Source organism: Pseudomonas sp. GW821-FHT07G06 (assembly GCF_058986625.1).
This window is the reverse complement of record NZ_JBYSVW010000020.1, coordinates 68,686-93,600: the sequence shown is the minus strand read 5'-3', so window position 1 is coordinate 93,600 and position 24,915 is coordinate 68,686. Positions and strand designations below refer to the sequence as shown.

General features: G+C 60.5%; 23 protein-coding genes. 14 read left to right on the top strand and 9 right to left on the bottom strand.

Translation table 11 applies throughout. The features are described from left to right. Positions 1–37: 37 nt before the first annotated feature. A complete protein-coding gene (locus AC3WJW_RS26430) occupies positions 38–778 on the bottom strand; it encodes a ComFC family protein (RefSeq protein WP_493728013.1) in 741 nt (246 codons plus the stop codon). Between the two features lie 93 nt (positions 779–871). Between AC3WJW_RS26430 and bioB the strand changes: the two genes are divergently transcribed. The 10 genes from bioB (at position 872) to AC3WJW_RS26380 (ending at position 13,265) form a co-directional block, all read left to right on the top strand. Then, on the top strand, positions 872–1,927 hold the full coding sequence (gene bioB, locus AC3WJW_RS26425; RefSeq protein WP_008054312.1) for a biotin synthase BioB: 1,056 nt from the start codon (positions 872–874) through the stop codon (positions 1,925–1,927). Between the two features lie 123 nt (positions 1,928–2,050). Continuing rightward, a complete protein-coding gene (bioF, locus tag AC3WJW_RS26420) occupies positions 2,051–3,229 on the top strand; it encodes an 8-amino-7-oxononanoate synthase (RefSeq protein WP_493728012.1) in 1,179 nt (392 codons plus the stop codon). Continuing rightward, a complete protein-coding gene (locus tag AC3WJW_RS26415; protein ID WP_218473419.1) occupies positions 3,222–3,953 on the top strand; it encodes an alpha/beta fold hydrolase in 732 nt (243 codons plus the stop codon). Before bioF ends, AC3WJW_RS26415 begins: the two co-directional genes overlap by 8 nt. Next, positions 3,946–4,758, top strand: a complete 813-nt coding sequence (gene bioC, locus AC3WJW_RS26410; RefSeq protein WP_493728011.1) for a malonyl-ACP O-methyltransferase BioC — start codon at positions 3,946–3,948, stop codon at positions 4,756–4,758. Before AC3WJW_RS26415 ends, bioC begins: the two co-directional genes overlap by 8 nt. Further along, the gene (gene bioD, locus AC3WJW_RS26405; RefSeq protein ID WP_492584875.1) at positions 4,755–5,435 is read left to right on the top strand and encodes a dethiobiotin synthase; all 681 of its coding nucleotides are present in this window, start codon (positions 4,755–4,757) and stop codon (positions 5,433–5,435) included. The genes bioC and bioD overlap by 4 nt, the downstream gene beginning before the upstream one ends. Positions 5,436–5,557: 122 nt before the next feature. Beyond that, entirely contained in the window at positions 5,558–5,854 is a 297-nt protein-coding gene (locus tag AC3WJW_RS26400; protein WP_015097095.1) for a hypothetical protein, read from the top strand. A gap of 278 nt (positions 5,855–6,132) precedes the next feature. Continuing rightward, complete coding sequence (locus AC3WJW_RS26395; RefSeq protein ID WP_015097094.1) at positions 6,133–7,938, top strand: phenylacyl-CoA dehydrogenase; 1,806 nt, start codon at positions 6,133–6,135, stop codon at positions 7,936–7,938. A 198-nt stretch (positions 7,939–8,136) separates the two neighbouring features. Next, positions 8,137–9,429 carry a GGDEF domain-containing protein gene (locus tag AC3WJW_RS26390; protein WP_493728010.1) on the top strand — a complete coding sequence of 431 codons (1,293 nt, stop codon included), beginning with the start codon at positions 8,137–8,139 and terminating at the stop codon, positions 9,427–9,429. 85 nt (positions 9,430–9,514) lie between these two features. Then, positions 9,515–11,311 carry an acyl-CoA dehydrogenase C-terminal domain-containing protein gene (locus AC3WJW_RS26385; protein ID WP_493728009.1) on the top strand — a complete coding sequence of 599 codons (1,797 nt, stop codon included), beginning with the start codon at positions 9,515–9,517 and terminating at the stop codon, positions 11,309–11,311. A gap of 175 nt (positions 11,312–11,486) precedes the next feature. Then, complete coding sequence (locus tag AC3WJW_RS26380) at positions 11,487–13,265, top strand: acyl-CoA dehydrogenase C-terminal domain-containing protein (RefSeq protein WP_493728008.1); 1,779 nt, start codon at positions 11,487–11,489, stop codon at positions 13,263–13,265. A 227-nt stretch (positions 13,266–13,492) separates the two neighbouring features. Here the strand turns inward: AC3WJW_RS26380 and AC3WJW_RS26375 are convergent, their stop codons facing one another. Further along, positions 13,493–14,422, bottom strand: coding sequence for a LysR family transcriptional regulator (locus AC3WJW_RS26375; RefSeq protein WP_493728007.1), 930 nt, complete (start codon positions 14,420–14,422; stop codon positions 13,493–13,495). Positions 14,423–14,591: 169 nt separating this feature from the next. On the opposite strand from AC3WJW_RS26375, the gene AC3WJW_RS26370 reads away from it, so the two are divergent. The 4 genes from AC3WJW_RS26370 (at position 14,592) to AC3WJW_RS26355 (ending at position 17,039) form a co-directional block, all read left to right on the top strand. Beyond that, the gene (locus tag AC3WJW_RS26370) at positions 14,592–15,875 is read left to right on the top strand and encodes an aspartate aminotransferase family protein (RefSeq protein WP_493728006.1); all 1,284 of its coding nucleotides are present in this window, start codon (positions 14,592–14,594) and stop codon (positions 15,873–15,875) included. Between the two features lie 252 nt (positions 15,876–16,127). Further along, complete coding sequence (locus AC3WJW_RS26365) at positions 16,128–16,484, top strand: type II toxin-antitoxin system RelE/ParE family toxin (protein ID WP_493728036.1); 357 nt, start codon at positions 16,128–16,130, stop codon at positions 16,482–16,484. Beyond that, on the top strand, positions 16,477–16,797 hold the full coding sequence (locus tag AC3WJW_RS26360) for a helix-turn-helix domain-containing protein (protein ID WP_218473429.1): 321 nt from the start codon (positions 16,477–16,479) through the stop codon (positions 16,795–16,797). Before AC3WJW_RS26365 ends, AC3WJW_RS26360 begins: the two co-directional genes overlap by 8 nt. Before the next feature lie 83 nt (positions 16,798–16,880). Then, on the top strand, positions 16,881–17,039 hold the full coding sequence (locus tag AC3WJW_RS26355; RefSeq protein WP_003228885.1) for a YqaE/Pmp3 family membrane protein: 159 nt from the start codon (positions 16,881–16,883) through the stop codon (positions 17,037–17,039). A 130-nt stretch (positions 17,040–17,169) separates the two neighbouring features. Here AC3WJW_RS26355 and AC3WJW_RS26350 read toward each other — a convergent pair whose 3' ends face one another. The 7 genes from AC3WJW_RS26350 to pqqF form a co-directional block, all read right to left on the bottom strand. Next, on the bottom strand, positions 17,170–18,996 hold the full coding sequence (locus AC3WJW_RS26350) for a S9 family peptidase (RefSeq protein WP_493728005.1): 1,827 nt from the start codon (positions 18,994–18,996) through the stop codon (positions 17,170–17,172). After that, entirely contained in the window at positions 18,962–20,134 is a 1,173-nt protein-coding gene (gene pqqE, locus AC3WJW_RS26345; protein ID WP_493728004.1) for a pyrroloquinoline quinone biosynthesis protein PqqE, read from the bottom strand. The genes AC3WJW_RS26350 and pqqE overlap by 35 nt, the downstream gene beginning before the upstream one ends. Continuing rightward, positions 20,106–20,381, bottom strand: a complete 276-nt coding sequence (gene pqqD, locus AC3WJW_RS26340; RefSeq protein ID WP_007980311.1) for a pyrroloquinoline quinone biosynthesis peptide chaperone PqqD — start codon at positions 20,379–20,381, stop codon at positions 20,106–20,108. Before pqqD ends, pqqE begins: the two co-directional genes overlap by 29 nt. Continuing rightward, entirely contained in the window at positions 20,378–21,130 is a 753-nt protein-coding gene (gene pqqC, locus AC3WJW_RS26335; RefSeq protein ID WP_493728003.1) for a pyrroloquinoline-quinone synthase PqqC, read from the bottom strand. The genes pqqD and pqqC overlap by 4 nt, the downstream gene beginning before the upstream one ends. A 125-nt stretch (positions 21,131–21,255) precedes the next feature. Further along, positions 21,256–22,167, bottom strand: a complete 912-nt coding sequence (gene pqqB / locus AC3WJW_RS26330) for a pyrroloquinoline quinone biosynthesis protein PqqB (protein WP_104450014.1) — start codon at positions 22,165–22,167, stop codon at positions 21,256–21,258. Between the two features lie 81 nt (positions 22,168–22,248). Next, entirely contained in the window at positions 22,249–22,323 is a 75-nt protein-coding gene (pqqA, locus tag AC3WJW_RS26325; protein WP_003444522.1) for a pyrroloquinoline quinone precursor peptide PqqA, read from the bottom strand. A 157-nt stretch (positions 22,324–22,480) separates the two neighbouring features. Next, positions 22,481–24,910, bottom strand: coding sequence for a pyrroloquinoline quinone biosynthesis protein PqqF (pqqF, locus tag AC3WJW_RS26320; RefSeq protein WP_493728002.1), 2,430 nt, complete (start codon positions 24,908–24,910; stop codon positions 22,481–22,483). Between the last annotated feature and the right edge of the window lie 5 nt (positions 24,911–24,915).

Below are 24,915 nucleotides of genomic sequence, written 5' to 3'. Positions count from 1 at the left end.
CGAGCAGGCTCGCTCCCACAGGTTTTGTGCGCTCAGGTCAAACCGCGTCGCCGGGTTTTGGCGTGCGGGCCAGGCAATAGACGTCGACCCTCGCTGCACCGGCGTCGATCAACAGCCAGGCCAGGGCCTGGGCCGTGGCACCGGTGGTGAGGACGTCGTCGATCAGGGCCAGGTGCCGGCCTTTGACGGTCGCACCGGGTATCAGGCTGAAAGCGTTGCGCAAATTCTTGCGGCGCGCTTGGGCATTCAAGGCCTGTTGGGCATCGGTGTCCTGGGTTCGAAGCAGCAACCGTTCGTCGCATGGAATGTCCAGGGCGTCACTCAACCAGCGGGCCAGCATCGCCGCCTGGTTGAACCCGCGCTGGCGCAGGCGCCGGTTGGCCAGCGGTACCGGAATCAGCGCATGGGGTCGCTGCAGATCGTCTTCGAAGCGATGTTGCAGGTATTGAGCGAGAAGTTCGGCGAGCAAGCGGCCAAACGGCCACTTTGCGTTGTGTTTGAAACGGGTGATCAGGCTGTCAACCGGAAAGCTGTAGGTCCAGGGGGCAATCACGTGTTCGAAGGCCGGTGGCTGCTTCAGGCAATGGCCGCAGGTCAGGCCCGCAACCGGAAGCGGCAGGGCGCAGGTACGGCAGTGATCGCCCAGCCAGGGCAGCTCGGTTTCGCAGGCCGTGCAGACAGGGACGATGCCGTCGGCGGGCTCATCGCACAAAAGACACGATTGTTTGTTTTTTGACCAGATGTAAACCTGTCCTTTGTACTGTGGTTGACAGCGCATCGCTCTTCCTTAAATATGCCGAAACATCTGTGAGGCGGCTGGGACATTCCATGACCCAGCCGCATGCCAAAGCATAATTCAAAGGAAACGCCCATGAGCGCCAGCACCACTGCAACCCTGCGTCATGACTGGACTTTGGCCGAAGTCAAAGCACTCTTCGTTCAGCCATTCAACGACCTGCTGTTCCAGGCGCAGACGGTGCACCGTGCGCATTTCGACGCCAATCGTGTTCAGGTGTCGACCCTGTTGTCGATCAAGACCGGCGCCTGCCCGGAAGATTGCAAATATTGTCCGCAGTCCGGTCACTACAACACCGGCCTGGAAAAAGAAAAACTGATGGAAGTGCAGAAGGTCCTCGAAGAGGCCGCACGCGCCAAGGCCATCGGTTCGACCCGCTTCTGCATGGGCGCGGCGTGGAAGCACCCGTCGGCCAAGGACATGCCGTATGTTCTGAAGATGGTCGAAGGCGTGAAAGCCCTGGGCCTGGAAACCTGCATGACCCTCGGCCGCCTGGATCAGGACCAGACCGAGGCGCTGGCCAAGGCCGGCCTCGACTACTACAACCACAACCTCGATACATCGCCGGAGTTCTACGGCAGCATCATCACCACCCGCACCTACAGCGAGCGCCTGCAAACCCTGGCCTACGTGCGTGAGTCGGGAATGAAGATCTGCTCCGGCGGCATCCTCGGCATGGGCGAGTCGCTGGACGACCGCGCCAACCTGCTGATCCAACTGGCCAACCTGCCGGAGCATCCGGAGTCGGTGCCGATCAACATGCTGGTGAAAGTCGCCGGTACGCCGCTGGAAAATGCCGACGACGTCGACCCGTTCGATTTCATCCGCATGCTCGCGGTCGCGCGCATCCTGATGCCGCAATCCCACGTGCGCCTGTCCGCCGGCCGCGAAGCCATGAACGAGCAGATGCAGGCTCTGGCGTTCTTCGCCGGTGCCAACTCGATTTTCTACGGCGAGAAACTGCTGACCACCGCCAACCCGCAGGCCGACAAGGACATGCAACTGTTCGGGCGCTTGGGAATCCTGCCGGAAGCCCGCGAAGAGCACGCCGATGAAGTGCATCAGGCCGCTATCGAGCAGGCGCTGGTGGAGCAGAAGAGCAGCGAGCAGTTCTATAACGCCGCCGTCTGATCGCTCTCTGTAGGAGCTGCCGAAGGCTGCGATCTTTTGATCTTAAAAAATCAAGATCAAAAGATCGCAGCCTTCGGCAGCTCCTACAGGCATTGATGTTTCTTTCTTTTTCGCGAGGCCTGCATGTCTTTCGATCTCGCCGCACGCCTTGCTGCCCGTCGTGCCGAAAATCTCTACCGCCAGCGTCCGCTGCTCGAAAGCCCGCAGGGGCCGCAAGTGGTGGTTGATGGCCAGCCGTTGCTGGCGTTCTGTAACAATGACTACCTGGGGCTGGCCAATCATCCACAAGTAATCGAAGCCTGGCGTGCCGGCGCTTCGAAGTGGGGGGTGGGCGGCGGCGCCTCACATCTGGTCATCGGCCATAGCGCCCCGCACCATGCCCTGGAAGAAGCCTTGGCCGACCTGACCGGTCGCCCGCGCGCGCTGCTGTTCACCACCGGTTACATGGCCAACCTCGGTGCGGTCACGGCGCTGGTGGGGCAGGGTGATACGGTGCTCGAAGACCGGCTCAATCATGCGTCGCTGCTCGACGCGGGGCTGTTGTCCGGCGCGAGGTTCAATCGCTATCTGCACAACGACCCGGTGAGCCTGGCCAAACGCCTGGAAAAAGCCACCGGCAATACCCTGGTGGTCACCGACGGCGTGTTCAGCATGGACGGCGATATCGCCGACTTGCCGGCACTGGCCCGAGAGGCCAAGGCCAAAGGCGCCTGGTTGATGGTCGACGATGCCCATGGCTTTGGACCGCTGGGCGCCAACGGTGGCGGCATCGTCGAGCATTTTGGCTTGAGCCAGGATGACGTTCCGGTGCTGGTCGGCACCCTCGGCAAAGCCTTCGGTACGGCGGGCGCCTTTGTGGCCGGCAGCGAAGAGCTGATCGAAAGTCTGATCCAGTTTGCCCGGCCTTACATCTACACCACCAGCCAGCCACCGGCGCTGGCCTGCGCCACGTTGAAAAGCCTGGAACTGTTGCGCAGCGAACACTGGCGACGCGAGCATTTACAGACGTTGATCCGCCAGTTCCGCCAGGGTGCCGAACAGATCGGCCTGGAACTCATGGACAGCTTCACACCGATCCAGCCGATCATGGTCGGCGATGCCGGACGCGCGGTGCGTCTTTCGCAAATGTTGCGCGAGCGCGGGTTGATGGTGACGGCGATTCGCCCGCCGACCGTGCCTGCTGGCAGCGCCCGACTGCGGGTCACGCTGACGGCAGCCCACAGCGAGGCCCAGGTGCAGCTATTGTTAAACGGACTGGCCGATTGTTTTCAACAACTGCAGCCGGAGCCAAGCCATGCGTGATCGTTTGATTCTGCTGCCCGGCTGGGGCCTCGGCGTTTCACCGCTGGAGCCTTTGGCTGCGGCTTTGCGCGGCCTGGACGAACACTTGCGTGTCGAGATCGAGCCGTTGCCCGACCTGGAGTCGAGCGATCTTCAAGAGTGGCTCGATGAGCTTGATGCGACGTTGCCGCAAGACGCCTGGCTGGGCGGCTGGTCATTGGGTGGCATGCTCGCCTGCGAACTGGCGGCCCGGCGTGGCGATCGCTGCTGCGGCGTGTTCACGCTGGCCAGCAACGCGTCTTTTGTCGCTCATGAACACTGGTCGGCCGCCATGTCCGGGGAAACCTTCGATGCGTTTCTGGCGGGATGTGCAGCCGATCCGCGCGCGACCTTGAAACGCTTTTCACTGCTCTGTGCCCAAGGCGCCGAAGACCCGCGCGGATTGTCGCGGTTGTTGCTCGCTGGCGCACCGAGCACTGCCGCGCCAGTGCTGCTGAGCGGTCTGCAAGTGCTTGCGCAACTGGATACGCGGCAGGCACTGCAATCGTTCCGCGGTCCGCAACTGCATCTGTTCGCCGGCCTCGACGGGCTGGTGCCGGCGGAGGCGGCGGGCGATTTACTGGCGTTGCTGCCGGATATAGAAATCGGTCTGATTGAGCAGGCCGGCCACGCGTTTCTTCTGGAAGATCCCCACGGTGTGGCGGGGGCGATCCAGGCCTTTTTGCATGAGTCCGGCGATGACTGATTTATCCCTTCTCAACCTGCCCGGCGGCTTGCCCGACAAACGCCAGGTCGCTGCATCTTTCTCCCGCGCAGCGGAAAGCTACGACAGCGTGGCCGAGCTGCAGCGTGATGTGGGCAGCCAATTGCTCAGGTGCTTACCGCAGGATTTTGTACCACAGCGCTGGTTGGACCTGGGCTGTGGCACCGGGCATTTCAGTCGTGCCTTGGGTGAGCGGTTTGCGGGCAGTCACGGTGTAGCGCTGGATATCGCCGAAGGCATGCTCAACCACGCCCGGCCGTTGGGCGGTGCCACGCATTTCGTGGCCGGCGATGCCGAGCGGTTGCCACTGCAGGACTCGACCTGCGACCTGATCTTCTCGAGCCTGGCGGTGCAATGGTGTGCGGACTTCGACTCGGTGCTCAGTGAAGCTTATCGAGTGCTGAAACCGGGTGGCATGTTTGCGTTTGCTAGTCTTTGTACAGGGACGTTGTTTGAACTGCGCGACAGCTGGCGACAGGTCGATGGCATGGTGCACGTCAACCGCTTCCGGGAGTTTGGCGTGTATCAACATTTGTGCGCTGCCAGTGGTTTGCGGGTCGTCAGTCTGCAAAACCAGGCGCACGTGCTGCATTACCCGGATGTGCGCAGCCTGACTCATGAGCTCAAGGCACTGGGTGCGCACAATCTCAACCCCGGTCGACCGGGTGGTTTGACCGGCCGGGCGCGGATTTTGGGATTGATTGAGGCTTATGAGCAGTTTCGTCAGGCCCGAGGCCTGCCGGCGACTTATCAAGTGGTGTACGCCATTTTGGAGAAACCCTTATGAGCGCAGCCTATTTCATCACCGGCACGGATACGGATGTCGGTAAAACCACGGTCGCTGCGGGGCTGCTGCATGCGGCGCGCTCGGCGGGTTTGAGCACGGCGGCGGGCAAGCCGGTCGCTTCCGGGTGCGATGTGACCCCCAAAGGCCTGCGCAACGCCGATGCACTGGCGTTGATGGCGGAGTGTTCGCTGCCGCTGACCTATGCACAGGTCAATCCGGTGGCCTTCGAACCGGCCATTGCTCCCCATCTGGCGGCACGGGAGGCGGGCGTGGCGTTGACGGTGCAGTCGTTGCTGGCGCCGATGCGGCAGATTCTGGGCCTGCAGGCGGACTTCACCCTGATCGAAGGCGCCGGCGGCTGGCGCGTACCCTTGGCGGATCAGGACAATCTGTCGGATCTGGCCATTGCATTGAAGCTGCCGGTGATCCTGGTGGTCGGCGTGCGCCTGGGGTGTATCAGCCATGCCTTGTTGACCGCCGAAGCGATCGCCCGGGACGGCTTGCAACTGGCGGGATGGGTGGCCAATATCATCGACCCGAAGACCTCGCGGCTGGAAGAAAACCTCGCCACGCTGGCCGAGCGCCTCCCGGCGCCGTGCCTGGGACGTGTGCCCAAACTCAAGGCCGTGACGGCAGAAGCCGTGGCCGAGCACTTGCAACTGGACTTGTTGGACTGACGTTTGGAAATGCGGGCTTTGCCTATGACAAGGCACTGTGCCATTAGTGTTTTTGACGGGTGTTTTGCCAGTCACTCTGCTTCAATGGCCGTTGTTGATCCTTTGAAAGGACGAGTTCTCCCATGGAAATCTCAGGAAACACCGCTTTTTATGCCGGTCTGAGCACTCTTCAGACAGGGCAGAACCGTGTCGATCAAGCCGCCGGGCAAATCGCCAACACCACTCTCGAGCGTTCGCTCACCAGCCAGTCCTCCGAGGCGCAGGTCGACCGTCTGCGATCGGTTGATCGCAGCCGGCAATCGGACCTGGCCAGCAACGTGGTCGAAATGGCCCAAGGCAAGATTCAGGCGGAGCTGGGCGTGAAAGTCGCCAAGGCCGCCGATGAAGTGCTCGGAACATTGATCGATACCTACGCCTGATTCCTTGCCGAATCCGCACCTTCCAGCGCCGCGCCTGTTCGCGGCGTTTTTGTGCGTAAGTCTTTCTTGCTCAACTAATCTTTTCAGGGTGACGGGCTGCTTCGGCAGCGCGGCGGCGGTGTCGTGTGCCTGAATGTCCAATCCTGCGATGACGAACGGCAAAAGATCGACGCTTGACAAGATTTGGGCGTAAACGTATGTTTCAAACAACTGTTTGATCGCAACAACAAATCAATGCGGTCGTTCATTCCCGGTTACATCAGCAGAGGTTTATCGCTATGCCTGACTACAAGGCCCCCTTGCGTGATATTCGCTTCGTTCGTGACGAACTGCTCGGCTACGAAGCGCACTATCAGAGCCTTCCGGCTTGTGCCGACGCAACTCCGGACATGGTTGACGCCATTCTCGAGGAAGGCGCCAAGTTTTGTGAGCAGGTACTGGCTCCGCTGAACCGTGTGGGCGACCTCGAAGGTTGCACCTGGAGCGAGTCCGGCGTTAAGACGCCGACTGGCTTCAAGGAAGCCTACAAGCAATTCGTTGAAGGCGGCTGGCCGAGCCTGGCTCACGACGTCGAGCACGGCGGCCAAGGCCTGCCGGAATCCCTGGGCCTGGCCATCAGTGAAATGGTCGGCGAGTCCAACTGGTCGTGGGGCATGTACCCGGGCCTGTCGCACGGTGCGATGAACACCATCTCCGAGCACGGTACCCCTGAGCAGCAAGAGGCTTACCTGACCAAGCTGGTTTCCGGCGAATGGACCGGCACCATGTGCCTGACCGAACCGCACTGCGGTACCGACCTGGGCATGCTGCGCACCAAGGCCGAGCCTCAGGCCGACGGTTCCTACAAAGTCTCCGGCACCAAGATCTTCATCTCGGCCGGTGAACACGACATGGCCGACAACATCGTCCACATCGTACTGGCCCGCCTGCCGGATGCGCCGGCTGGCACCAAAGGCATCTCCCTGTTCATCGTGCCGAAGTTCCTGCCGAACGCCGATGGTTCGGTTGGCACGCGTAACGCCGTGTCTTGCGGTTCCCTGGAACACAAGATGGGCATCCACGGCAACGCCACCTGCGTGATGAACTTCGACGGCGCCACCGGTTTCCTGATCGGCCCGGCGAACAAAGGCCTGAACTGCATGTTCACCTTCATGAACACCGCTCGCCTGGGTACCGCGCTGCAAGGCCTGGCCCACGCTGAAGTCGGTTTCCAGGGTGGCCTGAAATACGCTCGCGACCGTCTGCAAATGCGCTCGCTGACTGGCCCGAAAGCGCCGGACAAAGCCGCTGACCCGATCATCGTGCACCCTGACGTACGTCGCATGCTGTTGACCATGAAGGCGTTCGCCGAAGGCAACCGCGCGATGGTTTACTTCACCGCCAAACAGGTCGACATCGTCAAGTACGGCGTGGACGAAGAAGAGAAGAAGAAAGCCGACGCACTGCTGGCCTTCATGACGCCAATCGCCAAGGCCTTCATGACCGAAGTCGGTTTTGAATCGGCCAACCACGGCGTGCAGATCTATGGCGGCCACGGCTTCATCGCCGAGTGGGGCATGGAGCAGAACGTTCGCGACAGCCGCATCTCGATGCTGTACGAAGGCACCACCGGCATCCAGGCACTCGACCTGCTGGGCCGTAAAGTGCTGATGACCCAGGGCGAGGCTCTGAAAGGCTTCACCAAGATCGTCCACAAGTTCTGCCAGACCAACGAAGGCAACGAAGCGGTTCAAGAGTTCGTCGCGCCGCTGGCTGCACTGAACAAGGAATGGGGCGAGCTGACCATGAAGGTCGGTATGGCCGCCATGAAAGATCGCGAAGAAGTCGGCGCGGCCTCCGTGGACTACCTGATGTACTCCGGTTACGCCTGCCTGGCCTACTTCTGGGCTGACATGGCGCGCCTGGCTGCCGAGAAACTGGCGGCCGGCACTTCCGAAGAGGCGTTCTACACCGCCAAGCTGCAGACTGCGCGCTTCTACTTCCAGCGCATCCTGCCGCGTACCCGTACTCACGTCGCAACCATGCTGTCGGGCGCCAACAACCTGATGGACATGAAAGAAGAGAACTTCGACCTGGGCTACTAAGCCTTAACGAAGTACTTGAAAAAGCCGCTGCTCCTTCGGGACCAGCGGCTTTTTTTGCTTTAAGGATTGCCCGTGGAATTAATGTTTGTAACGCCCTTTGAAAAATACCTCAGTAATTCACTCAGCAACTCGGGCTTTCTGCCGTTACAGTAGTGGGCACATTGCCATCTATTGATCTGACGGGTCGGAGCTTTACCCTTGCCGCGCTCATCTGCTGTACGTTTCAGTCATTTCCTGCCGTCATTACTGCTGTTGCTGGCGGGGCTTGCGGCTGCGTACATCAAGGATCTGAACGTCTTTTTCACCTCGCTGTTCAACGTGCTGCCCACCCTGGTGTTGTTGCTCGGTGGCGCCTATTGCGCGGTGTACCGACGCCAGCGTGAACTGTTTCTGATGGTCACGGTGTACATCGCCTACTTCCTGCTCGACACCCAGACCGACTATTACCGCGACAACGGCAAGGTGCGTGACGATGCCGCCGTGGTCTTTCACCTGTGTTGCCTGCTGCTGCCATTGTTGTATGGGGTATTCGCGGCGTGGCAGGAACGCACCCATCTGTTCCAGGACATGGTGGCGCGATTCGCAGTCTTGCTGGCGGTCGGCAGCGTGGCGCTGGGGCTTGAGCAAAGTTATCCACACGTGCTGCTGATCTGGTTGTCGGAGATTCGCTGGCCCGCGTTGCATGGCGCCTGGATGAGTCTGATTCAGTTGTCCTATCCGGTGTTCTTTGCCGCGTTTGTGCTGCTGACCTGGCAATACTGGCGCAACCCGCGACCGCTGCATGCCGCGCAACTGGTGGGATTGCTCGGGTTGTTCTGGATGTTGCCGAAGACCTTCATCCTGCCGTTCACGCTGAACATCATGTGCAGCCAGGTGATGCTGATGATCGCCGCCGCCGTTGCCCACGAAGCCTATCAAATGGCCTTCCGCGACGAACTGACCGGGCTGCCGGGCCGCCGTGCGCTGAATGAACGCATGCAACGGCTGGGACGCAACTACGTGTTGGCCATGAGCGACGTCGACCACTTCAAGAAATTCAACGATACCCACGGCCACGATGTCGGCGACCAGGTACTGCGCCTGGTGGCCAGCAAACTGTCGAAAATCGGCGGTGGCGGTAAGGCGTATCGCTATGGCGGCGAGGAATTTGCCCTGGTGTTTGCAGGCAAGACCCTCGAAGAATGCATGCCGCACCTGGAAGTCATCCGCGAGTCCATCGCCACTTACAACATTCAATTGCGCAATCAGGAAAACCGCCCGCAGGACGACAATCAGGGGCGCCAGCGGCGTGCCGGTTCCAGTGCGTCAAGTGTGTCGGTGACGGTCAGTATCGGCGTTGCCGAACGGATCGATCAACGTACCCCGGAAGAGGTACTCAAATCCGCTGACCAGGCGCTCTACAGCGCCAAGGGCGCCGGGCGCAACTGCGTGATGGCGTTCGGTCAGAACCGTCGCGGCGCCGTGCGCATGGACGCCGCTACGGTTGAGTGATGATCGCGCATTCAGCGACTGGACATTGATTGTGGCGTAGTGTCGGCGGCAGTAGGTTGGAAAAAACTGCCGACGGAGAATGACCATGCCCGAGTACAAAGCTCCCTTGCGCGACATGCGCTTTCTGATCGACCACGTCTTCGACTTTCACAGTAGTTACGCCGCGCTGGGGGCCACCGATGCCAGCCCGGACATGGTCAATGCAATCCTGGAAGAAGGCGCGAAGTTCTGCGAAAACGTGCTGTCGCCGCTCAACCGCAGCGGCGATGAAGAAGGCTGCCATTTCGACAACGGCGTGGTCACCACGCCCGCGGGTTTCAAGCAGGCCTTCGCCCAATATGTCGAGGGCGGCTGGCATGGCCTGGCGGCGGACCCGGTTTACGGCGGCCAAGGGTTGCCGATCTCTCTGGGCCTGGTCATCAGCGAGATGGTGGGGTCCAGCAACACCTCATGGGGCATGTACCCCGGCCTGACCCACGGTGCGATGTCGGCGATCCACGCCCATGGCACCGAGGAGCAGAAGCAGACCTATTTGAAGAAGCTCACCGCTGGCCAATGGACCGGCACCATGTGCCTGACAGAAGCCCATTGCGGCACCGACCTGGGCATCATCAAGACCCGTGCCGTGCCAGCGGCCGATGGCAGCTATGCGATCTCCGGCAGCAAGATCTTCATCTCTGCGGGCGAGCACGACATGAGCGCCAACATCATTCACCTGGTGCTCGCCAAATTGCCGGACGCACCGGCCGGGACCAAGGGTATTTCGCTGTTTATCGTGCCCAAGTTCCTGCCCGACGCGATGGGTGAAGCGGGTGAGCGCAACGGCGTGTCCTGCGGCTCGATCGAACACAAGATGGGCATCAAGGCCTCGGCCACCTGCGTGCTGAACTTCGACGAGGCCAAGGGCTTTTTGATCGGCGAGCCGAACAAGGGCCTGAACTGCATGTTCACCATGATGAACCACGCGCGGTTGGGCACGGGCATGCAAGGTCTGTGTCTGGGCGAGGCGAGCTTCCAGGGCGCGATCAAATACGCCAACGACCGATTGCAGATGCGCTCGCTGACCGGCCCGAAAGCTCCGGAAAAAGCCGCCGACCCCATCATCGTGCACCCTGATGTGCGGCGGATGTTGCTGACCATGAAAGCCTTCAATGAAGGCAATCGCGCGCTGACTTACTTCACCGCGCAGTTGCTCGATGTTGCACACCTGAATCCGGATGAAGCGGCGCGTCAGGAAGCCGAAGACTTGCTGGCGTTCCTCACGCCGATCTGCAAAGCCTTCATGACCGATACCGGGCTTGAGGTGACCAACCATGGCATGCAGGTGTTTGGCGGCCACGGGTTCATTCGTGAGTGGGGTATGGAGCAACTGGTGCGCGACTGCCGCATTGCGCCGATCTATGAGGGCACCAACGGCATTCAGGCACTGGACTTGCTCGGGCGCAAGGTACTCGGCAGTCAGGGCAAGTTGCTGCGCGGGTTCACCAAAATCGTCCACAAGTTTTGCGCGGCGCACGCCGGACATTCACAACTGGCGGGGTATGTGGCGCAGCTTGATCAACTCAACCAGCAGTGGGGTGAGTTGACCACCAGGGTCGGCATGGCGGCGATGAAAAACCCTGACGAGGTCGGCGCCGCGTCAGTGGATTACCTGATGTACAGCGGTTACATCATCCTTGGCTACCTGTGGTTGCGGATGGCGCTGGTGGCTCAGGCGCAACTCGATGCTGGCAGCGGTGATGTTGGCTTTTGCCGGGGCAAACTGGCGACCAGCGAGTTTTACTTCAAGCGTCTGCTGCCACGCACTACCGCTCATCGGGCGGCCATCGAAGCGGGGAGCGATTGCCTGATGCAGTTGCCAGCGGAGATGTTTGCGCTTTAGACATGTAAATCCGCTACAAAGAAGCTCGCCTTGTGCGGGCTTTTTTGTTAATGACCAAAAATAACAAAATAGTCATGAGCTGACCCTATGTGTCTTAAAAGTTGTTGGGGTACACTCCGACCCAACGAAAACACTCTTCCTGTGAATCACCTGTATAGATCTTGCGAGGTTTGCCATGGCTGACTACAAAGCGCCCCTGCGCGATATGCGCTTCGTCCTCAATGAAGTTTTCGAGGTCGCCAAACTCTGGGCTGAACTGCCTGCGCTGGCCGAGACCGTCGATGCGGAAACGGTCGAAGCCATCCTGGAAGAAGCCGGCAAGGTCACCAGCAAAAGCATTGCCCCGCTGAGCCGTGCCGCGGACGAGGAAGGTTGCCATTGGGCCGACGGTGCCGTCACCACGCCGGCGGGTTTCCCGCAGGCCTATCAGACCTACGCGGAAGGCGGCTGGGTCGGTGTCGGTGGCGATCCGACCTACGGCGGCATGGGCATGCCCAAAGCCGTTTCGGCCCAGGTCGAAGAAATGGTCAACTCCGCCAGCCTGTCGTTCGGTCTGTATCCGATGCTGACCGCCGGTGCCTGCCTGTCGATCAACGCCCACGCCAGCGAAGAGCTGAAAGCCGCGTACCTGCCGAACATGTACGCCGGCATCTGGGCCGGTTCCATGTGCCTGACCGAGCCACACGCCGGTACTGACCTGGGGATCATTCGCACCAAGGCCGAGCCTCAGGCCGACGGTTCCTACAAGGTCAGTGGCACCAAGATCTTCATCACCGGTGGCGAACACGACCTCACCGAAAACATCATCCACCTGGTGCTGGCCAAGTTGCCGGATGCACCGGCGGGGCCGAAAGGCATTTCGCTGTTCCTGGTGCCGAAGTTCATGGTCAATGCCGATGGCAGCCTGGGCGCGCGCAACCCGGCGAACTGCGGGTCGATCGAACACAAGATGGGCATCCAGGCGTCCGCGACCTGCGTGATGAACTTCGATGAGGCCGTGGGTTACCTGGTTGGCGAGCCGAACAAAGGCCTGGCGGCGATGTTCACCATGATGAACTACGAGCGCCTGGGTGTCGGTATCCAGGGCCTGGCCACGGGCGAGCGCTCGTACCAGAACGCCGTGGAATACGCCCGTGACCGTCTGCAAAGCCGTTCGCCGACTGGTGCGCAGAACAAGGACAAAGTGGCTGACCCGATCATCGTCCACCCGGACGTGCGTCGCATGCTGCTGACCATGAAAGCCTCGAACGAAGGTGGCCGTGCATTCTCCACTTACGTGGCCATGCAACTGGACACCGCCAAGTTCAGCGAAGATGCCGCCACCCGCAAGCGTGCGGAAGACCTGGTGGCCTTGCTGACCCCGGTGGCGAAGGCGTTCCTGACCGATCTCGGTCTGGAAACCACCGTTCACGGCCAGCAGGTGTTCGGCGGCCACGGTTACATCCGTGAGTGGGGCCAGGAGCAACTGGTGCGTGACGTGCGCATCACCCAGATCTACGAAGGCACCAACGGCATTCAGGCGCTGGACCTGGTCGGGCGCAAGATCGTCGGCACCGGCGGGGCGTTCTACAACCTGTTCGCCGACGAGATTCGTCACTTCACCGCAACGGCCAGCGCTGACCTGGCGGAGTTCACCAAGCCGCTCAACGACGCCGTCACCACCCTCGACGAACTGACCGCGTGGTTGCTGGACCGGGCGAAGAGCAATCCGAACGAAATCGGCGCGGCATCGGTCGAGTACCTGCAGGTCTTCGGCTACGTGGCGTATGCCTACATGTGGGCCCTGATGGCCAAGGCCGCTTTGGGCAAGGAAGCGCAAGACGATTTCTACGCCAGCAAACTGGGCACCGCACGGTTCTATTTCGCCCGTCTGTTGCCGCGGATTCACTCGTTGAGCGCGTCGGTCAAGGCCGGTAGCGAATCGTTGTTCCTGCTGGATGCAGGACAATTCTGATGAAGTAATGGTTTGTAAGCATTCTCTTACATAGCGTGCTGCTGTTCTCCCATAGATGCAAATTGGATCCACAGCTAATCTACTTCTCATGGACGTAGCGCAGGAAGCGCAAAGCAACAACAGGGACACGTAGGATTCTGCCAGGACGGCGGAGTGAAATGGATGTCAGGGAAACAGTCTGCAAAGCCCCGCTTCGGCGGGGTTTTCTTTTGCCCGAAGAAAAGTTTCTAACTCAGCCCGTCCAGGGCCTGCGGGCTGTTCAAACGTTCAGCCGGGCCATTTATCACTTCTTCCAGCAATGTCCGCAGCAAGGCCAGCGAGGCCTGCTGCCGTTGCACATCCCGACACACCAGCCCGACTTTCAGTGGGACTCGTGGTTCGCTCAGGGGTTTCCACAGCAGTTCTTGGTTGCCATGGGTCTTTTGCGAGCGTCCGGGCAGCACCGTCGCCAGGCGTGTGTGCGGCAGGCTGTCGAGGATGCCGGCCATGTTGTTCAGTTCGGCTTGCACCTGTGGGCGACGTCCGAGGTTCGCCAGTTGGGTTTGCCAGATCTGCCGGATTTGAAATTCCTCGCCCAGCAGCAACATCGGCAACTCGGCGGCCTGGCTCATGGACACCTTCTTGAATTCACGCAGCGGGTGCTCTGCCGGGATGACCAGGGTCAGTTCATCTTCGTACAGCATCACGCCATGCAAACCAGGTTGGCGGGGCGGCAGGTAGCTGATGCCGATATCCAGAGAGCCGTTGAGCAGTCGCCGCTCGATTTCCAGTCCGGTCAGTTCGTAGATCTGCACGACAAGATGCGGCTGCGCCTTGCGCACGCGTTCGAGCATCTGTGGAACGAGGCTGGTATGCACCGTCTGCAATACACCGATGGCCAGGGTGCGCAGCGCCTGACCCTTGAAGTTGCCGAGCGCCTCCCGTGCCCGTTGCAGGCCATCGAGCAAAGGCAGGGCGTGGTTGTACAGCGTGTGCGCTGCGAGGGTTGGCAACAGGCGTTTGCTGTTGCGTTCGAACAGGCTCACATCGAGGTTTTGCTCGAGGTGGCGGATTTGCTGGGACAACGCCGGCTGGGAGATCGACAGGCGTTCGGCGGCCCGGCCCACATGGCCTTCTTCATAGACCGCGACGAAATAACGCAGTTGCTTGAAATCCATAAGTATTACTTATCGAAAATGCTGAGAAATCGAAATGGCTGAATGCCTTGCCTGAGCCTAGTCTAACCGCATTCACAGGGCTTACAGGGCCACAGAGTGCGATGAATACCCTTTGCTTCGATGGTGTTGACATAGGTAAGGCAAAAAACCTCATCAGAGGTTTTTTCGGATGAATCTGTTCAGTCTGCGCCGTAGTCCTCCCAGTCTTGATGATCTGGTCATGGACGCCTCCCTGCCTTCCAAAGACAACAGTCTTTCCAGCGAGTACTTGATGCCCGGTGTCGAGCGGCCGAAACAAGTGTTTGTGCGTGGCCAGGGTTCATGGTTGTGGGACAGCGATGACCGTGCGTACCTGGATTTCTCTCAAGGCGGTGGGGCTAACAGCCTTGGTCACAGCCCTTCGGTACTGGTCAACGCCATCACTGCCCAGGCTCAAGCGCTGATCAATCCGGGTTTCGGCCTGCATAACCGTGGCACGCTCAAACTTGCCGAACGCCTGTGTGCCAGCACCGGCAGTGATCAGGCCTACCTGCTCAATACCGGCAGCGAAGCCTGTGAGGCGGCGATAAAGCTGGCGCGCAAATGGGGTCAACAGCATCGCGGTGGTGCGTCGCGAATCATTGTGGCCAACAACGGTAACCATGGCCGTAGCCTGGCGACGATGTCGGCGTCGGACAGTTCGACATTGGCCAACCGATTCGAGCCGCAACTGCCGGGCTTCAGCCATGTCCCGTTCAATGACCTTCCGGCATTGCATGCGGCCGTGGATGAACGGACTGTCGCGATCATGCTCGAACCGATCCAGAGCGAAGCCGGTGTGATCCCGGCCACCGCGCATTACCTCAAGGGCGTCGAACGCCTGTGCCGTGAACTCGGCATTTTGCTGATCTTCGACGAAGTGCAAAACGGCATCGGCCGTTGTGGCACCTTGCTCGCGGAACAGTCCTTCGGGGTCACGGCGGATATCGTCGTGCTTGGCAAAGGCCTGGGCGGCGGCGTGCCATTGGCCGCACTGCTGGCACGGGGCAAGGCCTGCTGTTTTGAACCCGGCGAGATGACCGGTACCCACCATGGCAATGCACTGATGACCGCCGCGGGACTTTCGGTGCTCGATACGGTGCAGGACAAGGCTTTCCTCAAGCACGTCGCAGAAGCCGGTCAGCACCTGCGTGAAGGTTTGGGGCGTTTGGCCCATCGATATGATCACGGCGAGTTGCGCGGACAAGGGCTGCTTTGGGGGCTGACGCTGTCGGACGATTCCGCTGAGGCGGTAGTCAAGGCCGCGCTTTACGAAGGCCTGTTGCTCAACGCCCCGCAACCCGACTGCCTGCGCTTTACCCCTGCGCTGAATGTCAGCAACGCCAACATCGATGAAATGCTCCTGCGCCTGGCGCGCGCCTTCTCCCGAGTACGCACCGCGCAATTGCAGTGCCGCAAAGGGATTGCCGTCTGATTCGACGCGACCTGCACACGTTCCCGAACCGTCTCGCGGTAATACGCACGCCTCACGCCCGATATTTTTGGCGTGGGGCGTTTTTTTGTGGCTGGTTTTTGCCAAAGGCAATTTCGGCTTGAGCGGTTAGCCGATCAATGGCTTTCTAGCGTGCATCGGCAGGGAGTGCCGGTGCCAGCGATTGAACTTTGTTTTGTCGTTGGCTTTGAATTCCATACCACTGGGTGGTATGTTTTTGCGGAAGGGATACCTATGTCGCCGAGGCTGTTCAAGACAAAACGTTTTGCGATGCAGGCCGCCAAGGCCTGGATCGGTGATGACGAACTCCGGGAGGCATTCACCGAAATGCTCAATGGCCAGGCTGACAATCTGGGTGGCGGGGTCTGGAAGAAGCGTTTGAATGCCAACCGTCATCGCTCGATTGTCCTGGCCAAAGGAGGCGGTAATTGGATCTATCAGTTCCTGTACGCGAAGAAAGATCAGAGCAATATCAATCAGGCCGAACTGATCGGATTTCGGAAAATGGCAAAGACCTACGAAAGCCTGACAGAGAGGCAAGTCCAGTACTTGCTGGATACGAAGGAGTTTGTGGAGATACCTGATGAGTAAGAAATTCAAAAGTGAAGCGTTTGAGTCGATACATGAGTCTGCCAGTGCCCTGTACGCCATCGGTGCAATCAGCAAGGCGACCATGCGTGAATTCGATGAGTCTTGTCTTGCAACGGTGCCGAATGCGATTCCCGCTGAGGAGATAAAGGCATTGCGCGAACGCAACAATGTCAGCCAACCGGTGTTTGCGCGCTACTTGAACACCAGCGCTTCCACGGTCAAACAATGGGAAGCAGGGGATAAACACCCCAGTGGCATGGCGTTGAAGTTGCTGAGTATCGTGCAGAAACACGGCCTGGAAATACTGGCCTGAGGAATCGGGCTGAACCCTGACAAACGGCACAGGTCGATTAGCTGTAGGGCTCGAACGAGTCCACCCCAATCAGGAGCTGCCCCATGGACTTTATTCGCATCATCATCGCCATCCTGTTGCCGCCGCTGGGTGTGTTTTTGCAAGTAGGATTCGGCGGAGCGTTCTGGCTGAATATTCTGCTGACGTTGTGCGGTTACATTCCGGGGATCGTGCATGCGGTTTACATCATCGCCAAACGCTGAGTTTTGCGGCGGCAGGTCGGCCGCCTTCGCGAGCAAGCCCGCTCCCACAGGATTTGTGCAAACCACAGAACCTGTGGGAGCGGGCTTGCCCGCGAAGGGGGCGCCACCGTCTCGGCAATGAGCACGGGCCTCAGTCCACTGAATCCATCACCCGCCGATAAAACAACCATTCCTGCTCCAGCGCATGGGCCTGATTGCCGGCCTTGCGAAAGCCATGGCGTTCGTCCGCGTAGTAATGCGCTTCGACCAGGATGCCGTTGTCCTGCAGCGCCGCGACCATGTCGCGGGTCTGTTGCGGGACGACCACGGCATCCAGTTCTCCCTGAAAGAAGACCACCGGCACGCGGATGTTGCTGGCATGCAGCAGCGGAGTGCGGGCGGCGTAGCGTTCGGCGTCCAGCAAAGGATCGCCGATCAACCAGTCCAGATAGTCGCTTTCGAATTTATGGGTCGCGCGCCCCAGCGCTACCGGGTCACTGACCCCATACAGGCTGGCGCCGGCGCGGAACACGTTGTGAAACGCCAGGGCGCAAAGCGTTGTGTAGCCACCGGCGCTGCCGCCGCGAATGAAGGCCTTGTCGCCGTCGATCAGGCTGCGTTCGTTGAGGTAACTGACCACGGCGCAAGCGTCTTCGACATCCACATCACCCCAGCTCAAATGAAGCGCCTGACGATAGGCCCGGCCATAACCACTGCTGCCGCGATAGTTGAGGTCGGCCACGGCGAAGCCCCGCTGTGTCCAGAACTGGATGCGCGGATCGAGCATCGGGTAGCACGCCGACGTCGGGCCGCCATGGATGAACACCACCAGTGGCGGTTTCGCCTCGCCGGTCATTGCCGGGTAGAAGAAGCCGTGTGCTTCGCCTGAGCCACTGGGGTAGCGCAAGGTCTGCGGGCGACTGATCCGTTCGGGAGGAAGCGGTGCGATGCCGCCGGCCAGCACCTTCACTTGCCGGCTCTGACGGTCGATGGCAATGACGGCGGTTGAGCTGACGGGCGACGCTGCAATGCAATAAATGAACTGCCCATCCACCGCAAGATGGCGGAAGCGGCTGTAGTCGCCGGTGAAGTCGGCGCAGGAGTCGCCGCCTATACCCAAACGGCCAAACCCGCCTTCGGTCCAACTGGCCAGATAACTGTGGTCGCCCAGCGGCAACCAGGTGCTGCCGCCGAGTTGCCAGGGCGCGGGGCCATGGTCGGCGTTGGCACTTGGTAATGGGCTCAGGCCATTTTCAGATTCCACCCATGGCTGCCAGTAACCGGCGCGATCCGTCAGGCAGTACAAGCGACCGTCGGCATCAAACCGTGGCTGTTGCACCGACTCTTGAGCACCGTCGCCCGCCACACAACGCGCCTCGGCAAACCCGCCATGGGCGAGGCGTTCGGCAACCATCAAGCGGGTTGCTGTCCATGGCTGATCCGGGCGACTCCATTCGATCCAAGCCAGGCGCCGGGCATCAGGGCTCAGCATCGGTGCCGCGTAGAAATCAGCACCTTCGGCCAGCAGGTGGCGTGCGCCATCCAACAGGTCGATCGCTACCAGTCGGTGTTGGTCTTTATGCTCCTCGACCGCCAGTACCTGCCCGTTGGCGAACTGCAGATCGCCAAAACGGCACGCACCGGATGTCAGCCTTTCGGGCGAATCGTCTTGCAGTGTTTGCCGATACAACTGCTGGTCGACCTCGTTGACGAAAACGATGCCGTCGTCCGTCAGACAAAACGCGCCACCGCCATATTCGTACACCCGACTGCGCACGCTGAACCCCGGTGGCGTCAGGCATTTCGCTGTGCCCTCACGCCAATGCCAGATCCGGCACGCCGCGTCTTCGGGGCGGTACTCGTTCCAGAACAGGCCGTTTGGACCGACCTGCAGTTCTGCAAAATCGATACCAGCGGCCACGGCTTTGGCAGCGCTGAACGGTTCAGCTTTTGGCGATGAGGCGTGAGTTTCGTTCATTGCGAAAGGCCAGTTGGTCGATGGTCTGGGTCGCGTGTTCGGCTTCTTCGCGAGCCTTGAGGATCACGCCGTGTTGTGGCGACTTGCTGCACACCGGGTCGGCGTTGCTGGCGTCACCGGTGAGCATGAACGCCTGGCAGCGGCAGCCGCCGAAGTCTTTTTCTTTTTCGTCACAGGAGCGGCACGGCTCGGGCATCCAGTCGTAACCGCGAAAGCGATTGAAGCCGAACGAGTCGTACCAGATGTGCTGCATGCTGTGGTCGCGTACGTTGGGAAACTGCACCGGCAGCTGTCGGGCACCGTGACAGGGCAGGGCGGTTCCGTCCGGCGTGACCGTCAGAAAAATACTGCCCCAGCCGTTCATGCAGGCTTTCGGGCGTTCTTCGTAATAGTCCGGGGTGACGAAAATCAGCTTGCACGGATGCCCTTGGGCTTGCAGTTTGGCGCGGTATTCATTGGTGATGCGTTCGGCGCGCAGCAGTTGCTCCCGGGTCGGCAATAGCCCGACGCGATTGAGTTGCGCCCAACCGTAGAACTGGCACGTGGCGAGCTCGACGAAGTCCGCTTCCAGGGCGATGCACAGCTCGATGATGCGGTCGATCTGGTCGATGTTGTGCCGATGAGTGACGAAGTTCAGCACCATCGGATAACCATGGGCCTTCACCGCCCGGGCCATTTCCAGTTTCTGCGCAAAGGCCTTTTTCGAGCCGGCCAGCAGGTTGTTCACCTGCTCGTCGCTGGCCTGGAAACTGATCTGGATGTGATCGAGGCCGGCCTTCTTGAAGTCGCTGATTTTCTGCTCGGTGAGGCCGATGCCGGAGGTGATCAGGTTGGTGTAGAAACCCAGTTGGCGGGCTTCGGTAATCAGCTCGGCGAGGTCCTGGCGCACCAGCGGTTCACCCCCGGAAAAGCCCAGTTGCGCGGCGCCCATTTGCCGCGCTTCACGGAATACCTTGATCCACTGTTCGGTGCTCAGCTCTTTGCCCTGTTCGGCGAAATCCAGCGGATTGGAGCAGTACGGGCATTGCAGCGGGCAGCGATAGGTCAGCTCGGCGAGCAGCCACAGCGGCAGGCCGACGTCCGGTTTGGGCGGCACTTGCACTGATGAATCAGGCAAGTTCGATCCAGTGCTGCGCACGGGCCACCTCCATGAATTGCTCGATGTCGTCACCGAGCTCGGGTACGCCGGGGAACTGCTGCTCGAGTTCGGCGATGATCGCCGCGACATCCCGTTCACCGTCAATCAAGCCACCGATCAGTGCGGCACTTTCGTTGAGCTTGATCATGCCTTCCGGGTACAGCAGCACGTGGCCTTTCTGCGCCGGTTCGTACTGGAAGCGGTAGCCGGGACGCCAGGTCGGGGTCTTGCTGCGATCGAAACTCATAAGGTGATTCCTTTGTGCCAGACCCGCTCCCCGGTCACGCTGTGATACGGCGGGCGTTTCAGTTCGTAGGCCATGCTCATGGCATCGAGCATGCTCCAAAGAATGTCCAGTTTGAACTGGAGAATTTCCAGCATGCGCTCCTGGCCTTCGCGGGTGGTGTAGTGCTGCAACGTGATTGCCAGACCGTGCTCGACATCACGCCGTGCCTGACCCAGGCGTGTGCGGAAATACGCGTAGCCGGCCGGGTCGATCCATGGGTAATGCTGCGGCCAACTGTCCAGGCGCGATTGGTGGATCTGCGGGGCGAACAGTTCGGTCAGCGAGCTGCTGGCGGCCTCCTGCCAGCAGGCGCGGCGGGCGAAGTTGACGTAGGCGTCCACGGCGAAGCGCACGCCGGGCAGCACCAGTTCCTGGGAACGCAACTGGTCCGGGTCGAGGCCGACGGCCTGGCCCAGTCGCAGCCAGGCTTCGATGCCGCCGTCTTCACCGGGCGCGCCGTCGTGGTCGAGCAGGCGCTGAATCCACTCGCGGCGGATCTCGCGGTCAGGGCAATTCGCCAGAATGGCCGCGTCCTTCAGGGGAATGTTCACCTGATAGTAGAAACGGTTGGCGACCCAGCCCTGGATCTGCTCGCGGGTCGCCCGGCCTTCGTACATCGCCACGTGATAGGGGTGATGGATGTGGTAGTAGGCGCCCTTGGCGCGCAGGGCCGCTTCGAATTCGGTGGGGGACATCGGGGTGTCAGTCATTGCGGTTCTCCGGGAAACAACCGTAGAGGTCTAGTGCCTGTGCCGGCCTCATCGCGAGCAAGCTCGCTCCCACAGGGGAATGCGGTCAACTGTGGGAGCGAGCTTGCTCGCGATAGGGCCATCCGCTACAGCACAATACTCATACCGTCATACGCCACTTCAACCTGGCGCCGATCCAGCTCCGCGCGCTCGGGCGAATCTTCATCGAGAATCGGGTTGGTGTTGTTGATGTGGATAAGCACCTTGCGCTGCGTGGGCAGTTGCTCCAGCACTTCGAGCATGCCGCCGGGGCCGTTTTGCGCCAGGTGGCCCATCTCCCGACCGGTGCGGGTGCCTACGCCACGACGCTGCATTTCATCGTCATCCCACAGCGTGCCGTCGACCAGCAAACAATCGCTGCCGGCCATGATCTCCAGCAGCGCTGCATCCACCTTGCCCAGACCCGGTGCGTAGAACAGTTTGCCACCGGTGTTGAGGTCTTCGACGATCAGGCCGATGTTGTCGCCCGGATGCGGGTCGAAGCGGTGCGGCGAGTAGGGCGGTGCGGCACTGCGCAAAGGCAGCGGGGTGAAACGCAGGTTCGGGCAGGCGGGGATGGTGAAGCTTTGATCGAGCTCGATGCGGTTCCAGTTCAGCCCGCCGTTCCAGTGGGTCAGCATGTTGAACAGCGGAAAGCCGCTGCTCAGGTCTTCGTGGACCATGTCGGTGCACCAGACCTGATGCGGGCAACCCTCGCGCAGCATGAGCAGGCCGGTGGTGTGGTCGATCTGGCTGTCCATCAGGATGATCGCGCCGATCCCGGTATCGCGCAGGGCGCGGCCAGGCTGCATCGGGGCGAAACCCTGGAGTTGGGCGCGGATGTCCGGGGAGGTGTTGCACAGTACCCAGTTCACGCCGTCATCGGAAATCGCGATGGACGACTGCGTCCGCGCCTTGGCCCGCAGGCTGCCGTCGCGAAAGCCTGCGCAGTTCACGCAGTTGCAGTTCCACTGGGGGAAGCCGCCGCCGGCGGCGGAACCTAGAATCTGGACAAACATGGACGCTCCATCAATTCAACGCTGAAAATAAAACGCCTCGGATAACCGAGGCGTTGTGCTGCACATCTGCCAAAGCAGAGATTAGCGGCTTGCGAAGTACATGGTGACTTCAAAGCCGATACGCAGGTCGGTGTAGGCAGGTTTGGTCCAGGCCATCAATTGAACTCCTTCAGGTAGGTGGGACAGCGCTATCTATAGGTTTAGTCCACCTCAGGTCAGAGATGTTCCAAATAGTTAGGTTGCTATGTTACTCAAAATTTCAAAGAGATTGCCCGTGAAACTTTGAGAAAGCTCCTTACAGCCCCGGTAATGATCATTTTGCCGCTTGCCATGGCGTGCCTGGCGCAGGGCTGTTCGCCAGGCAAAGCCAACCGCCCTCGGCCCGATTCAATCGCTGGGCTGCGGCAAGCAGTTGGGAGCGCTCGATCAGCAGGATTGCCTCGGGCAATTGCATAAGATAATCCGACGAGCGGCCGCCCAGCTTGCCCTGCCAAAGCAATTCCGCGGCCTGGGCAGTGGGCAATGCAGCCTGGGAAAATTGCTCGGCCAAGGTCTGGCGACCAGCGATGAACGCGTTGTCATCGAGGGCATTGATCAGCATTGGCAGATCGCTGAGGAACTGCTCGATGTGTTGCAGCAGATCTGCCGGCGCTACGTTCGGTGATTGCACACCGAACAGTAATCCGGTTGTCCCGTGAATCTGGCGCAGGGCGCTGAACACCGCATAGCCCAGTTGCAATTCCACTCGCAGGCGCTGGTAGAACGGCGTCTGACAGAAGTGCGCAAGCAGACGCCACGCGGCTTCGTCGGCCAACTCCCCGGTTGCGGCAGGGCAAAACAGCAGCAGTGCGTGCTCGCTGGAATCGCTGTCGACGGCGCTCCACAGACGATGTGACGGGAGGGTTGGCGGCGGGGTCAATTGATTGTCCGGCGTGCCGGGTATACGGCTCAAGGCCAGGCCCATGGCCGCTTGAGTCTGGGCGGACAGGCCAATCGCCAAGCCATCCCAGCGTGCACTCGACCAGAGTTGCTGCGCGTCGTCCGTGTTCGCGGTGTGCGCAAGGCAGTGATTGGGCAATGCCTTGAGCAGCTGTCGAATGGGCATCAGTGCGACACTCTCCGGCGCGGCTTGTGAGACTGCAGCGTCAGATTGTGTCAGCTCTTTCAGCGCATGCTCCAGAACGCTGGGCATCGGCTCCTGCAGTCCGGTCATTTTCAGCAGCCATTCGTTGCCCGAGGCACTGAAGGAAACATCCACACCGGCCTGAAGTGCGTCTTCGCGCAACGATTGCAGGTTGCTTTCCAAGCGTGATTGAAGGGCACTGGCGGGACTCGAGTCCAGACGCCAGCGCAGATAAATCGCACCTTCCGCGCTGTTGTCCGGCAAGGCCTGGCTGAATTGCATCGGCGAACGTTCACGACGGCTGCGCGAGCGATCCTGGGCAAAGGTACGCAGGCCGCGGTGGGCGCTGGTCTGGCCACGAATCAGTCCGGCGTTGGACGCGGGCGCTTCGGTGCGCAGGAACGGGTTGGGTGCGGGTAACTGCCATGGGCCGCTGAAGTTATCCACAGCGCCGATTTGAGTGAGGATTTGCTTGAGCGCTGTAACGCCTTGGCCAGATAACCCGACTTCGCGTTGTTCGCTGTCCAGCCGGGCCAATTGCAAGGCACTGCTGACCTGTTGCTGGCGCTGGTGCAGGGTTGCGTATTCTTCGCGCAACGGGGTCCAGTCTTGCTGGGCAAAAAAGCTCAGCCAGTCCATAAGGCATTCGTGAATCCCTGTTGCCGAGTCGGCGGCGGGCAGGGTGAACTCGATATGCAGCAAGGCTTGACCGGCGAACTGGTACAGCGGCTGGGCTTTCAGGTGATCGGCCAGCCCGCGCTCGCGCAGGTCCGCCGACAAGCCACCGGGTTTTGCCGAATTCAGCCAGTGGCACAAGAATGCCAACGCCTCGGCGCAAGACTCGGGCAGCGATTCGAGGGCGAACAGCCAATCCAGTCGCCGTGCTTCAGCCTGTTGATAACTTCTTTCTGAGCTCGACATCAGTGGCACAGGAGCGTGTTGCTCAATGCTTTGTCCCTTGACGATGACGTTACCAAAGGTTTCTGCCAGGGTCCTTAGCTCTTCGAGGCTTTGCGGCCCGGCCAGGCTCAACGTCATCTGCCCGGTCTGGTAAAACCGCTGATAAAAATCCTGCAGGGCCTGCTGAAACTCGGGCTGCTCTACAGCCAGAGTGGCGCGATTGCCGGCATGAAAACCGCGAAGCGGATGTGCTTCTGACAGTCCGTCGAACAGCGCAAATTGCTGCTGCGCCGCCGCATCCTGCGACCAGGCGACAAATTCCGCCTGCAGCACTTCCCGTTCCCGCTGCTGATCGTCCGGATTCATACGCGGATGGGCGAGCATGTCTGACAGACGCTCCAGCCCACCGGCAAATGCCTGGGGTGGCAGTTCGAAAAAGTAGTCCGTGGTGCGCTCGCTGGTTCGCGCGTTTATCTGGCCGCCATGACTCTGGACGTAGGCCATCAACCCTTGCCCGGCAGGAAAACGCTCGGTCCCCAGAAACAGCAGATGCTCAAGAAAATGCGCCAGGCCCGGCCACGCCAGCGGCACATCATGGCTGCCCGCGGCGACCCGCAACGCTGCTGCGCAACGCTTCAGATTCGGGACATGACGCAGCGTCACCCGCAAGCCGTTGGCCAGGGTTTCAGTGTGGGGGCGAGGGTGATTCAGCGCGGGCATGGGCA